This window comes from Mesorhizobium sp. P3_A8, assembly GCF_056402995.1.
On the sequence record NZ_JBFUGI010000004.1, the window covers coordinates 247,647 to 259,854 of the forward strand.

The 12,208-nt window shown below is 62.7% G+C and carries 12 protein-coding genes; 8 read left to right on the forward strand and 4 right to left on the reverse strand.

The annotated features are described in order from the left end of the window. Positions 1 to 37: 37 nt before the first annotated feature. From AC1DX4_RS11880 to AC1DX4_RS11910, 7 genes are all read left to right on the forward strand, one after another. A complete protein-coding gene (locus AC1DX4_RS11880) occupies positions 38 to 934 on the forward strand; it encodes a proline iminopeptidase-family hydrolase (protein WP_477220490.1) in 897 nt (298 codons plus the stop codon). 18 nt (positions 935 to 952) lie between these two features. Continuing rightward, positions 953 to 2,614 carry an ABC transporter substrate-binding protein gene (locus AC1DX4_RS11885; protein WP_477220491.1) on the forward strand — a complete coding sequence of 554 codons (1,662 nt, stop codon included), beginning with the start codon at positions 953 to 955 and terminating at the stop codon, positions 2,612 to 2,614. 39 nt (positions 2,615 to 2,653) lie between these two features. After that, positions 2,654 to 3,670, forward strand: coding sequence for an ABC transporter permease (locus AC1DX4_RS11890; RefSeq protein ID WP_477220492.1), 1,017 nt, complete (start codon positions 2,654 to 2,656; stop codon positions 3,668 to 3,670). Beyond that, positions 3,670 to 4,641 carry an ABC transporter permease gene (locus AC1DX4_RS11895; RefSeq protein WP_477220493.1) on the forward strand — a complete coding sequence of 324 codons (972 nt, stop codon included), beginning with the start codon at positions 3,670 to 3,672 and terminating at the stop codon, positions 4,639 to 4,641. The genes AC1DX4_RS11890 and AC1DX4_RS11895 overlap by 1 nt, the downstream gene beginning before the upstream one ends. Next, positions 4,638 to 5,597 (forward strand): ABC transporter ATP-binding protein, encoded by a 960-nt coding sequence (locus tag AC1DX4_RS11900; protein WP_477220494.1) that lies wholly within the window; start codon positions 4,638 to 4,640, stop codon positions 5,595 to 5,597. The genes AC1DX4_RS11895 and AC1DX4_RS11900 overlap by 4 nt, the downstream gene beginning before the upstream one ends. A gap of 8 nt (positions 5,598 to 5,605) precedes the next feature. Continuing rightward, positions 5,606 to 6,586 carry an ABC transporter ATP-binding protein gene (locus AC1DX4_RS11905; RefSeq protein WP_477220495.1) on the forward strand — a complete coding sequence of 327 codons (981 nt, stop codon included), beginning with the start codon at positions 5,606 to 5,608 and terminating at the stop codon, positions 6,584 to 6,586. A 112-nt stretch (positions 6,587 to 6,698) separates the two neighbouring features. After that, complete coding sequence (locus AC1DX4_RS11910) at positions 6,699 to 7,001, forward strand: DUF982 domain-containing protein (RefSeq protein WP_027051844.1); 303 nt, start codon at positions 6,699 to 6,701, stop codon at positions 6,999 to 7,001. A gap of 121 nt (positions 7,002 to 7,122) precedes the next feature. On the opposite strand, the gene AC1DX4_RS11915 is transcribed toward AC1DX4_RS11910, so the two are convergent. The 4 genes from AC1DX4_RS11915 to AC1DX4_RS11930 form a co-directional block, all read right to left on the reverse strand. After that, positions 7,123 to 7,488: a YybH family protein gene (locus AC1DX4_RS11915; RefSeq protein ID WP_477220496.1), complete on the reverse strand. Its 366-nt coding sequence runs from the start codon at positions 7,486 to 7,488 to the stop codon at positions 7,123 to 7,125. 105 nt (positions 7,489 to 7,593) lie between these two features. Next, on the reverse strand, positions 7,594 to 8,364 hold the full coding sequence (locus AC1DX4_RS11920; protein WP_477220497.1) for an SDR family NAD(P)-dependent oxidoreductase: 771 nt from the start codon (positions 8,362 to 8,364) through the stop codon (positions 7,594 to 7,596). A gap of 57 nt (positions 8,365 to 8,421) precedes the next feature. Next, on the reverse strand, positions 8,422 to 9,621 hold the full coding sequence (locus AC1DX4_RS11925) for an arabinose transporter (protein WP_477220498.1): 1,200 nt from the start codon (positions 9,619 to 9,621) through the stop codon (positions 8,422 to 8,424). Between the two features lie 67 nt (positions 9,622 to 9,688). Continuing rightward, positions 9,689 to 11,023 carry an amidohydrolase family protein gene (locus tag AC1DX4_RS11930; RefSeq protein ID WP_477220499.1) on the reverse strand — a complete coding sequence of 445 codons (1,335 nt, stop codon included), beginning with the start codon at positions 11,021 to 11,023 and terminating at the stop codon, positions 9,689 to 9,691. Positions 11,024 to 11,143: 120 nt separating this feature from the next. On the opposite strand from AC1DX4_RS11930, the gene AC1DX4_RS11935 reads away from it, so the two are divergent. Beyond that, entirely contained in the window at positions 11,144 to 12,049 is a 906-nt protein-coding gene (locus AC1DX4_RS11935; RefSeq protein ID WP_477220500.1) for a LysR family transcriptional regulator, read from the forward strand. Positions 12,050 to 12,208: the final 159 nt, after the last annotated feature.

The following is a 12,208-nucleotide window of genomic DNA, read 5'->3' on the forward strand; positions in this document are numbered from 1 at the left end:
AACAACGAGATGCGTTCAAACGGGATGGGAAATCGGGATGTCGTCTGAGATCATTGGCAGGGAGGGGCGGGCCACCTTCGGCGGCTACGAGACCTGGTATCGGATCAGCGGCGAACTCGATGCCGACAAGGCACCGGTCGTGATCCTGCATGGCGGGCCGGGTGCCGCCCACAATTATGTCGATGCCTACAAGCTGCTCGCCCGACGAGGCCGCGCCGTCATCCACTACGATCAACTGGGATGCGGCAACTCCACTTTGTTGCCTGAGAAAGGTGCCGATTTCTGGACGCCCCGGCTTTTCATCGACGAGCTTGAAAACCTCGTCGACCATCTCGGCATCCGCGCGGGTTTCCACGTGCTGGGCCAAAGCTGGGGCGGCATGCTGGGCGCCGAATATGGGGTGACGCGACCGAAGGGCCTGAAGTCGCTGACCATCGCCAACTCGCCGGCTTCGATGAAGCTGTGGGTCGAGGAGGCCAACCGGTTGCGCGCCGACCTGCCTGGGGATGTGCAGGAGACACTGACCCGCCACGAACAGGCCGGCACGACGGACGATCCGGCCTACCAGGAAGCGACGATGCGGTTCTACGAACGGCATGTCTGCCGCGTGCCTTTCCCGCCCGAAGTGACGGAGACCTTCGCCCAGATCGCACGCAATCCGACCGTCTATCATCTGATGAACGGGCCGAACGAGTTCCACGTCATCGGAACCCTGAAGAACTGGAGCATCGTCGAGCGCTTGCCGGCCATCGATGTTCCGACACTGATCATATCAGGTCGCTATGACGAGGCCACGCCAGCGACCGTGCAGCCGTTCAAGGACGGCATCAAAGGATCGCACTGGGAGATATTCGAGCATTCCAGCCACATGCCGCATGTCGAGGAGCAAGAGGCGTGCATGCGGGTGGTGGGAGACTTCCTGGACGACAACTGAGAAAAGGGGAACTAAGACATGAAGAAACTGCTTTTTGCGGCGTCAGCCGCGGCATTGCTGGCCGGCTCATGGCTGGCTCCGGCACAGGCCGAATATCTGAAAGAACACCGAGGCGGCACCATCCGTCTTCTGGCCCGCTCGGCGGCGGGTACGCTCGATCCGCACATCAATTATACCGACCAGGGCTGGCAGATATACCAGCCGATCTATGACGGCCTAGTGGCCTTCCGCAAGGCTGAGGGCATGGACGGCTTCACCATCGTTCCCGATCTCGCCGAGGCGCTGCCGCAAGTCAGCAATGACGGCAAGACCTTCACCTTCAAGCTGCGCAAGGGCATCAAGTTCTCCAGCGGCCAGGATGTTGGCGTGAAGGACGTCGTCGCCTCCTTCCAGCGCATCTTCAAGATTTCCGGGCCGACCTCCGGCACCTTCTATGCCGGCATCGTCGGCGCCGACAAATGCCTGGCCGACACCAAGAGCTGCACGCTGGACGGTGGCGTTGTCGGCGATGAAGCCGCCGGCACCATCACCCTCAATCTCACTAAGCCTGATGCAGAGATCCTCTATAAGCTTGCTCTGCCGCATGCCGTGGTGCTGCCGGCGGACACGCCTGCCGAAGACATGGGCTCCAAGCCCATCCCCAGCACCGGCGCCTACATGATCTCCGCTTTTGACCCCAACAAGGGCATGACGGTGTCCCGTAATCCCAATTTCAAGCAGTGGAGCGAGGATGCGCAGCCGGACGGCTACCCGGATGTCGTACAATATGATTTCGGCCTGTCCGAGGAAGCAGCCGTCACCGCGATCCAGAACGGCGAAGCCGACTGGATGTTCGACGCATTGCCGAGCGACCGCCTGGGCGAACTTGGCAGCAAGTCCATGGACCAGCTGCACATCTCGCCGCTTTCGGCATGGTGGTACGCGCCGCTGAACAACCGCCTCGCGCCGTTCGACAATGAAAAGGCGCGTCAGGCCGTTGCCTATGCGATCGACCGCAACACGCTGGTCAAGCTGTTCGGCGGCAAGGTGCTGGCTTCGCCGGTCTGCCAGGTCCTGCCGCCGGATTTCCCCGGCCATGAAGACTATTGCCCCTTCACCAAGAACCCCGGTGAAAAATGGTCGGCGCCGGATCTCGACAAGGCCAAGCAGCTCGTCGAGGAATCCGGCACCAAGGGCCAGAAGGTGACGATCATCGTCGAGGACACCGCCATTTCGCGCTCGATCGGCGTCTACCTGCAGAGCGTGCTGACCACCATCGGCTATGTCGCCGACGTCAAGCCGATCTCGTCCAACATCCAGTTCACCTACATCCAGAACACCAACAACAAGGTGCAGATGTCGGTCACCCAGTGGTACAAGGACTATCCTGCGGCATCCGACTTCCTGAACATCCTGTTCAGCTGCGCCTCCTTCCGTGAAGGTTCGGATGCTTCGATCAACATCGCCGGCTTCTGCGACAAGGACATCGACGCCAAGATGCAGAAGGCGCTGGACCTCGGCGTGACCGACCAGAAAGCCGCCGACAAGATGTGGGCCGAAATCGACAGGCAGGTCACGGACAAGGCACCTGCCGTCGGCCTCTTCACGCCGAAGCGGCTTGACTTCGTCAGCAAACGGGTTGGCAATTTCAAGTTCAACCGGCAGTTCAACTGGATGATCACCCAATCCTGGGTACAGTAATGGCCTGGGTGCAGTAACGAACGGCGGAGGGACACGTCCGTGTCGAACCAAGCTGTCGCCATGCCGCGCAAGACGCGAGGCCCCTGGGCCGTCGCGTTTGCGAAGCTGGCAACGGACAGGGCTGCCATGGCATCCCTGGCCGTGTTCCTCCTCATCGTGCTTGCCTGCCTCAGTGCGCCTCTCTACGCGAAATGGGCAGGCGTGGACCCGTTCGCCTCGACGCTCGACGCCGTCATCCAGATCGACGGCGTCGATGTTCCGGTGATGGAACAGTCGACCGAGGGGTTAGGGCTTGGCTACACGCCGCTCGGCCCGACCTGGCGGCTCGGCAATTACTTCCTCGGCGCCGACAGCCAGGGGCGCGATGTCATGGCCAGGATGCTCTATGGCGGGCTGAGCTCGCTGCTGATCTCCGGGGCAGCCACCATCTTCACGCTGATCATCGGCACGGCGGCGGGATTGATCGCCGGCTATTTCGGCGGCATCACCGATACGGTGCTGTCGCGCTTGCTTGACGTGCTGTGGGCGTTTCCGATCTATCTGCTGGCGATCTCGCTTTCCATCGTCACCATCGCGCAAGGCATCAGGATCGGGCCGATCGAGATCGAGTCCGGCAGTCTGTGGCTGCCGGTCATCATCATCGGCATCGTCTACGTGCCTTATGTGGCGCGCCCTATACGCGGGCAGGTCCTGTCGCTGCGCCATAGCGAATTCGTGTTCGCCGCGATCAATCTGGGTGTACCCGGGTGGCGCATCCTGTGGCGCGACATCCTGCCCAACATCACCACCACGCTCATCGTCTTCGTGCCACTGATGATGGCACTGAACATGCTGACGGAATCAGCGCTCTCCTTCCTGTCGATCGGCGTGCAGCCACCCGCCGCGAGCTGGGGCACCATCATCCAGGACGGGCAGGCGTTGCTCTACACCAGGCCGCTGGTGGCGCTGGTGCCGGGCCTGGCGATCGCGGTTTCGGTCATGGCTCTCAATGTCTTCGGCGACGGTCTGCGCGACGCGCTCGATCCGCGTTCCAAGGTTCGGCTGGGGCGCGACTGATGTTTTACGCCATCCTGCGCCGGTTCGGTCAGATGCTGTTCGTCATGTTCGGCATCTCGGTCATCGTCTTCCTGATCTTCTTCGCGACGCCGGGCGCCGACCCGGCGGCGCGCATCGCCGGCCGCAATGCATCGCCCGAAGTGCTGGAAGCCGTGCGCCACAGCTTTGGCTTCGACCGGCCGCTCTACGTGCAATATGTGAAGATGATGGAGAAGATCTTCGTCACCGGCGACCTGACCTCCTTCGTCAATCGCGGCTGGAAGGTGGTGCCGGCGGTGATGGATTCGATACCGGTCACGCTGTCGCTGGTGTTCGGGGCGGCGATCCTGTGGGTGGTCGTCTCCATCATCATCGGCGTCGTTGCCGCCGCCACCCGCGGCAGCTGGCTGGACAAGCTTCTGATGGCGCTGGGTCTGCTCGGCATTTCCATGCCGGTCTACTGGCTGGGCGAGGTGATGAACCTGATCACCCAAAGCCGCTACCACGACAGCTGGGCGTTCTCCTGGGTGCCACCGCTCGGTTACAAGAATTTCTCCGACGATCCGAAAGGCTGGTTCCTGACCCTGGTCATTCCGTGGATCACGCTGGCCATTCTCTACATCGGCATTTACGGGCGCGTGTTGCGCGCGGCGATCATCGAATCCATGCAGGAAGACTTCATCCGCACGGCCCGAGCCAAGGGCCTGTCGGAGACGCGCATCCTGCTGCGCCACGCCTTGCGCACGTCGCTGATTGCGTTCGTTACTCTGTTCGGTCTCGACTTCGGTGCCCTGGTGGGTGGCTCTGCCCTTTTGACCGAGGTGGTGTTCGGGCTGAACGGCATCGGCAAGCTCACTTATGACGCGCTGCAGAACCTCGATCTGCCGATGATCATGGCGACGGTGATGTATGCGTCCATGTTCGTGGTGGTCGCCAATGCGGTCGTCGATTTCGTCTACATCCTGCTCGATCCGCGCCTGAGGACATCATGATACTGTCGGTGCGCGACCTCAAAGTATCCTTCCGCACCAATGACGGCCTGGTGCGGGCCATCGATGGTGTTTCCTTCGACCTCGAAGAAAGCGAGATCCTCGGTGTCGTCGGCGAATCCGGTTCGGGCAAGACGGTGTCGCTGCTGGCCGTGATGGGCCTCATCACCGATCCAAACGCGGTCATCGAAGGCTCGATCCGCTACAAGGGCCGCGAGCTCGTCGGGCTGCCACCGCGCGAACTGAGGCGCCTGCGCGGCAACGAGATCGCGATGATCTTCCAGGATCCGATGACGGCGCTGACGCCGGTCTACACGATCGGCTGGCAGATCGCCGAACAGATCCGTGCGCATCGCAGCATCAGCAAAGCCAAGGCGATGGAGCGCGTCGAAGAATTGCTGGCCGAGGTGAATTTTCCCAACCCGCACGAGGCGATGTCGCGCTATCCGCACCAGCTGTCCGGCGGCATGCGCCAGCGGGCGGTGATTGCGATGGCGCTGTCGTGCAATCCGGCGCTGCTGGTGGCGGATGAGCCGACCACGGCGCTCGACGTCACGGTGCAGGCCGGCATCCTCGATCTCGTGCGCAAGCTGCGCGCGACGCACAAATCGGCTGTGGTCTTCATCACGCATGACATGGGCGTCGTCTCCGAACTCGCCGACCGGGTCATGGTCATGTATGCCGGCCGCGTGGTGGAGCGCGGCAGCCGCATGGAGCTGTTTTCCGATCCTCAACATCCCTATACGCGTGCGCTGCTCGGCTCGATCCCGCCGCTGACCGGCGAAAAGCCGCGCCGCTTGCCGGCCATTCCCGGCTCGCCGCCGTCGCTGCTGCGCTTGCCGCAAGGCTGTGCCTTCGGTCCGCGTTGTCCGGTTCAATACGAGCCCTGCGTGACCGGCAAGCCCGACCTTGGCATCGGCACTCATGCCGCGGCGTGCTACCGGGTAGCACAGGCATGAGCGGACCGATGACCGATACCCCGATCCTCGAGACGCGTTCGCTGGGAAAGCGCTTTTCGATCGGCAGCCGCTTTTCCGCCGAGGGCAAGCGAACCGTCCATGCGGTCGACAATGTTTCGCTCACCGTGCGGCGTGGCGAGACCGTCGGGCTGGTTGGCGAATCCGGATGCGGCAAGTCCACACTGGCGCGCTGCCTGGTGAGGCTTTACGACATAACCGACGGTGAGCTTCTGTTCGAAGGCGAAGACATCACTTCGAAGTCGCTGTCCGAGCTCAGGCCGTTGCGGCGGCGCCTGCAAATGGTGTTCCAGGACCCGTCGGCCTCGCTCAATCCGCGCCGGCGCGTCGGCGACCTCGTGGCCGAGCCGCTGCGCATCCATGGCAAGCTGTCGTCCCGCGAGATCACCGCGCGCGTCGCCGAACTGTTCGACCTCGTCGGACTGCTGCCCGACCATGTCATGCGTTATCCCCATGAATTCTCCGGCGGCCAGCGCCAGCGCGTCGGCATAGCGCGGGCCATTGCATTGAACCCTGATCTCGTCGTGTTGGACGAACCGGTCTCGGCACTAGACGTCTCGGTGCAGGCGCAGATCGTCAACCTGCTTGCCGATCTGCAGGAAAAACTGAACCTCACCTACATCTTCATCGCCCACGACCTGTCCGTGGTGCGTCAGGTGTCGACCCGCATCGCGGTGATGTATCTTGGCTCGATCGTCGAGGAAGGGCCGGCGGAGGAGTTGTTTGCAGCCCCGGCTCATCCCTACAGCCAGGCGCTGATCTCGGCTGTTCCGGTCGTGGAGACGACGCCGAGCGGGACGCGCAAGCGCATCATCTTGACCGGCGACGTGCCGAGCCCGCTCAAGCCGCCATTCGGCTGCCGTTTCCACCCGAGATGCCCGATCGCCGTTGAGCGCTGCCGCACGGAGCGGCCGGAACTGATTGAGTATAAACCCGGCCGCAAAGTGGCCTGCCACTTCCCGACGGCTTAGCCGGTGACCAAAAGATTTTTCAAAGATTCTGTTTTCTGCCTGGAACCAACCGGCAGAAGGTGCGTTTCATAAGGTTCGATCGAGCGGCATCGCGATCGACCGGGAGGAAACGATGGACTACCTGCATTTCTTTTCGCCCGTGCGGATCTCGCGCGGGCAGGGACACCCTGTAGAAGAAGTGGATAGTGTCGCCGAGGCGATGGTTTTCTTGCGTAAATGGCCGACGGGACGACGTGGGCCAGTGTATCAGTGCGCGCTGAATTGCTGCTCGGCAGCTTTGTCGGGTCAGATGTCGGCGGAGGAGGCACGGAAGGCTTTCACCGGCTTTGCCCGGATCACGCGGCTTCTGGACGACGACATGGCGCTGCCGGTCGCCGGCGAAACCATGGCGGGCGTATACGCGCTGCGGCGCTAGCCGCACCGGATTGCTGAAGGACTGCGTCCGTAGTGGTCGCGGTGGACGTTCGATGTGTCTGCGGTGGCAGCGCCGGCCGGGCTTTCCGGACGGCGCAACCGGTTGGTCCGGGGCCAATGCCTTAATCCCAAGCGACGGAATAGCGATCGATCACCCAAAGCCAGGAGCCGTCGCTTTGCCGCCGGGCAACCTCGCTGGTGATGTCACCGTCAGGAAGCCGGGTCGAGGTGAGCGCGAGGTCACCGCAAATCAGAGCGGGGCGCTGTTCGCCGACCGCAAACTTCCGTCCGGACGCGACAATCTCGGCATAGTAGGCGCGAATGGCTTCACGGCCGCGCAGAAAACGTCCGCCGCCGCAGTCGATCATCGCATCCGCCTCGAACAGCGCGACCATGCCGTCGACATCGCCGGCATGCTGCCGCGAAATCAGCAGCGGCTCCAGATCCTGCGGATCGTAGACAGGTTTTCTTGCGACTGAATCGCCCATGCTGGCCTTCGCTTCTGCTTCGACCAGATCCTACCGTAGAATGCCCTTTTGTATTCGTGACAGCTCACGGAATGTTCTGGATCAGCTTCGGGCCCGCATTCTGGCTCAGGCAGGCAGCGTGATGCCGGAAAGTTCGGCGCAGATTTCAAGCAGACGATCCTGAAGCGCCTTGTCGTCGGCCTGGCGGTTGGCGGCCAACGGGCGCAGATGATAGAAATAGCGACCGGTTGCATTGGCTTGTGGCTCGTTGCTGGCGGCGAGCCAAGCCTGAGTCAGGTGCGCCTGCTTCATATCGTCGGGCGCCCCGGGGCCGCCCATTTTTGTCGGCACCCAGCCCGGTTCGAGCGCGTTCGACAACACGTCAGGCCAGCGACGGACCACTGCGAATGCCAGCATCGCGTCATGCAGCTTGCTCTCGGCATAGGCGGTCGAACCGTTCCAGCGGCGCATGCGCCACAGGATGTCGTCGAGATTGGCATCGGCGTGATGGTGCATGCCTGAGCTGAGGTAGACGAGCCGGTGTGGTCGCTCGATCAATGCGGTCAGGATATAGGCTGACAGGGTGTTGATGGCGAAGACATGCGGCAGACCGTCGGCCGTCAGGCGATGGCTTTCGCAATAGCCAACGGCAGCGTTGTGGATCACCGCATCGAAGCGGCCAAGTTCATTGACGCGCGCGGCAACTTGCCTGGCACCGGCAACTGTCTCGATGTCGCCTTCCACGATCGCTTCGGACTGAGGCAACGCCCGACGGGCGTCGCTGGCGCGAACTGCGTTGCGAGCATGAAGGACGACCTGATGGCCCTGGCTTATCAGCAGTTCGCCCGCCATCAGGCCGAGGCCGGCGGACGAGCCGGAAATGAAGATGCGAGACATGTCGGTTCTCCTTGAAACGGACCGCATTGGTGCGCGGCGATGATGGGTGTTCGACGATCAGTTTTCGCGGCTGCGAGCCGTGGAGACCAACACCACGCCAAGCAACGCGCTGGCCGCGCCAAGCAGGTAAACGGCAGCATAACCGAACTGGCCGGCCACGAACCCCGCGACAGGTCCAGCGAGCCCGTAGGCGATATCGAGGAAGGCGACAAAGGCGCCCATCGCACTGCCTCTGTTTGCCGGCAGGACGCGCTTCAGGGCTTCGACACCAAGAGCCGGAAAGATCAGCGCGCAGCCCAGCCCGGTGACCAGGGCGCCAGCCAGTGCGAGGCTCTCATGCGGGGCACTCCAGATCATCAGCTGTCCGATCGCCTCGATGACCATGGACCACAAAGCGACGCGATAGCCGCCGATCCTGTCGGGCAGATGTCCGAGCAAGACCCGCATGAGAATGAAGCCGATGCCGAAAGCGGTCATCACCAGGCCGGCGTGGTTCCAGCCATGCGCGGCGAAATAGAGCGAGGCAAAGGCGGTGAGGCCGGACAGACCGACGCCTTGCAGCATGAGGCCAAGACCTTCGCGCCATATCTGGCCGACGACGCGGTAGAAGGGCAGTCGTTGGCCGCCGGGCGTCATGTAGGATGTCGAGCCAAAGGCGACAGTGGCGGCGACAAGTGGCGCCACGATGCAGGCAACCATGGCGGCATCGAGCCCATAGGCATGGTAGAGCGCCATGCCGACCGGCGCGCCGACGGCAAGGGCCGCGAACATCGCAATGCCGGTCCAGGACATCGACATGCCGGCGCGCTGCGGACCGACAGAGGCGATCGACCATGAGACACAGCCGGTGACGAATTGGCTCTCGCCAAACCCGGCCGTCAGGCGGCCGACAATTACGATGGCGAGGCTGGTTGCAGGCGACAGGCCGGGCAGCGCGGAGACGAAATAGAGGAGCCCGGCACACGCACAGACGACCGCACCCTGGATCGCCGCGCGCTTGCCGCCTTGCTGATCCGTGACACGCCCGGCATAGCCGCGCGTCAGCACCGTGGCCAGGAACTGGATGCCGATGACCAGCCCGACGACCAGGCTGCTGAAACCGAGCTTGTCGTGGACAAACAGTGGCAGCACCGGAAGCGGCAGACCGACGCAGAGATAGCCGCAGAACAGCGCCGCGATGATGCTGGGCGCGGGACGGGAAAGATGAGCCGGCGCGGCATTCGACCGGTTCGCCGCAGAGCTGGCGAGTGCTGACATGACAGCCTCCATGAGTGGGTTGGGGGGCTGATCGTCACTTGTTGGGCGACCAGCCAGATCAGACGGATTACTTCGCAGAGGCTCCGAAGAGACTGGAGCGATAACCGCTGGTTTCGAGCAGATAGTCGCGTGAGGCGGTTGCCTCGGACGCCAGCCTGGCCAGATCGACGTCGACCAGCTTGCCGGCGCGTTTGCGGATCTTGCCGGCGACCATCACGGTGTCGACGTCGGAGCGTTCGACCGCCTGGACGATCGTGCCGATCGCGTTGGAGACCGGGAATACGGCGACATCGTTGGTGCGGACCATGATGATGTCGGCCTGCTTGCCTGATGTGAGAGTGCCGATGGCGGCTTCAAGGCCGGCGGCACGGGCGCCATTGATGGTGGCGGCTTGCAGCACCGCTTCGACCGAGATCGGCCCCGGCACGTTGGTTTCGCCGCGGAAGCGGCGGTAGCGCATTGCCGAACGCTGCTGCCCAAACAATGCATGCATTTCGCCGAACAGGTCGCTGCCGAAGGCGGTGTCGAGGTCGATGCCAAGCGCTGGCGCCAGACCATGGTCGATGGCCTGCTGATAGGCGAAGCGGTCGTCATCGAAGCCAAACAGCGCGTCGGAACGCGGATTGACGGTCACGTTGACCCCGGCGTCGGCAAAGTGCTTCCAGGTGTCTTCGGGTAGGCGGGTGCAATGGTTGAAAATGTTGTGCGGACCCAACAAGCCATTTTCGGTCACTTCCGCAGGCAGTTTCGCGAGATCGCCGATGAACTCGGTCAGTATCCGCATGTCGAGGTCGCGCGCGACCTTCCACCAGTCGAGATTGAACTGGCCGAACAGTCCAACCTGCACCAGACCGCCAGCATTCCAGTTGCGGGCGAGGCGTTCGAGATCGCCAGGCAGGTGCGCGCTGGACGCCTTCTTGTCCATGGCGGCACCTGCCAGGTGCAGCGCGCGGATGCCGGAGCCCTTGAGCGCGTCGAGCGCCGCATCGGTGTGTTCGGGGCTGCGCGAACTGTGGCAAGCGTCGATGATCGTCGTTATGCCGGCATCGAGCGAGGCGGCGGCCGTCAGGCTGGTGCTGATAGACATGTCGTGCGGGCGGTAGTGCGCGCCGAGCGTTTCGGCGACGGCGCCGATATAGGCAAAGAGGTCGTCGACGTCAGGCATCAGACGGCGCATCACGCCGAGCCACATGTGATGATGCGCATCGACCAGCCCCGGCATGACGATGCTTGTGGAGGCGTCGATGATTTCGGCGCCATCCGCCTGGATGTTTGCACCGATCGCGACGATGCGATCGTTCTCGACAAGAACGTCGCCGGTCGCGAGATTGGGGACGGCGGCATCCATCGTGATGACGGTGCCGCCCTTGAATAGTGTGCGGGGATTGTTCTGAGTGCTCATGGCCTGTTCCTTCCAGATGCGTGCTGGTGGGTTGCGTATGGCCAGCCTTATCGCTCCTGGACGAACTTGAATTAAGTGCTGATATGTCCGATGCTTCCTGACTGAAAATCAGGAATAGTTATGGCGTTCGATGGCAGGATCTTGTCCGGGGTCAGCGTGCTGGCGGCGGTCGTCGAAGGCGGCACCTTCGTCAAAGCCGCCGAGCTGATCGGCATCACCGATTCAGGCGTCAGCCGGGCCATTGGACGGCTCGAGGCGCGTCTGGGTGTGCGGCTGTTCGATCGAACCACGCGATCCCTGTCGCTGACCGATGAAGGCCGGCGCTTTTACGAGGAGGTGAAGCCGCACCTGAATGCGATCGAGGATGCGGCGGTTGTCGCCTCTGGTACCGCGTCAGCTGTGCGCGGCCGCCTCAAGGTGGACATCGACCCCTTCTTTCTGCCGCTGGTTCTGGCAGGCCGGCTCGGCGCCTTTTGTGATCGCTATCCCGACCTGACGATCGAGTTCGTCTCGAAAGAGCAGTTCGGCGACCTGGTGTCCGATGGCATCGACCTTGCGATCCGTTTCGGACAGCCACGTTTCTCGACGCTGGTTGCGCGCAAGTTGATCGAGGCGCCGATCCTGACCGTCGCATCTCCGCGCTATATCGTGCGCCATGGACGGCCGGGCCAGCCCACCGACCTCCCGGCGCATCGATGCCTGCAATTCCTGGACCCACACAGCGGCACGCCATTCGACTGGGCGTTCGTGCGCGGCGAGGAAACGATCGAGGTTCCGACCAGCGGACCTCTGACCTTCACCGACCCCAAATCGATGCTGGAGGAATGCATCGCCGGAACGGGTGTCACCCAAGTCATCAGTTGGGGCGTCAGGGAATTGTTGGCGGATGGGGCGCTGATCGATCTCTTTCCGGACTGGCATGGCGAGCTCTTCCCGCTGTTTGCCTTTCACCCGTCGCGCAAGCATCCGCCTGCCAAGGTGCGCGCCTTCGTCGATTTCTGCGTCGAGGTGTGTCGGGAGTTGTAACGAAAGCGTTGGAAATATTTATACTATTCCCGCGCGGAATATCTTTAAACCTGTTGGCGCGCTCCCTACGTCATCTTCCGTTATGTCTATCAAGGCAAAACCGATGTGACATCGTTCACGGCCACGCCACCCCTCACTGGGGACTCGGGACGCGCGGTC

Bases quoted from the DNA above. Each gene is read 5' to 3' on its own strand.
- AC1DX4_RS11920 (WP_477220497.1), bottom strand. From the start codon at position 8,364: ATGTCTCGCATCTTCATTTCCGGCTCGTCCGCCGGCCTCGGCCTGATG.
- AC1DX4_RS11880 (WP_477220490.1), top strand. From the start codon at position 38: ATGTCGTCTGAGATCATTGGCAGGGAGGGGCGGGCCACCTTCGGCGGC.
- AC1DX4_RS11935 (WP_477220500.1), top strand. From the start codon at position 11,144: ATGGCGTTCGATGGCAGGATCTTGTCCGGGGTCAGCGTGCTGGCGGCG.
- AC1DX4_RS11925 (WP_477220498.1), bottom strand. From the start codon at position 9,621: ATGTCAGCACTCGCCAGCTCTGCGGCGAACCGGTCGAATGCCGCGCCG.
- AC1DX4_RS11900 (WP_477220494.1), top strand. From the start codon at position 4,638: ATGATACTGTCGGTGCGCGACCTCAAAGTATCCTTCCGCACCAATGAC.
- AC1DX4_RS11930 (WP_477220499.1), bottom strand. From the start codon at position 11,023: ATGAGCACTCAGAACAATCCCCGCACACTATTCAAGGGCGGCACCGTC.
- AC1DX4_RS11915 (WP_477220496.1), bottom strand. From the start codon at position 7,488: ATGGGCGATTCAGTCGCAAGAAAACCTGTCTACGATCCGCAGGATCTG.
- AC1DX4_RS11885 (WP_477220491.1), top strand. From the start codon at position 953: ATGAAGAAACTGCTTTTTGCGGCGTCAGCCGCGGCATTGCTGGCCGGC.
- AC1DX4_RS11905 (WP_477220495.1), top strand. From the start codon at position 5,606: ATGACCGATACCCCGATCCTCGAGACGCGTTCGCTGGGAAAGCGCTTT.
- AC1DX4_RS11910 (WP_027051844.1), top strand. From the start codon at position 6,699: ATGGACTACCTGCATTTCTTTTCGCCCGTGCGGATCTCGCGCGGGCAG.
- AC1DX4_RS11895 (WP_477220493.1), top strand. From the start codon at position 3,670: ATGTTTTACGCCATCCTGCGCCGGTTCGGTCAGATGCTGTTCGTCATG.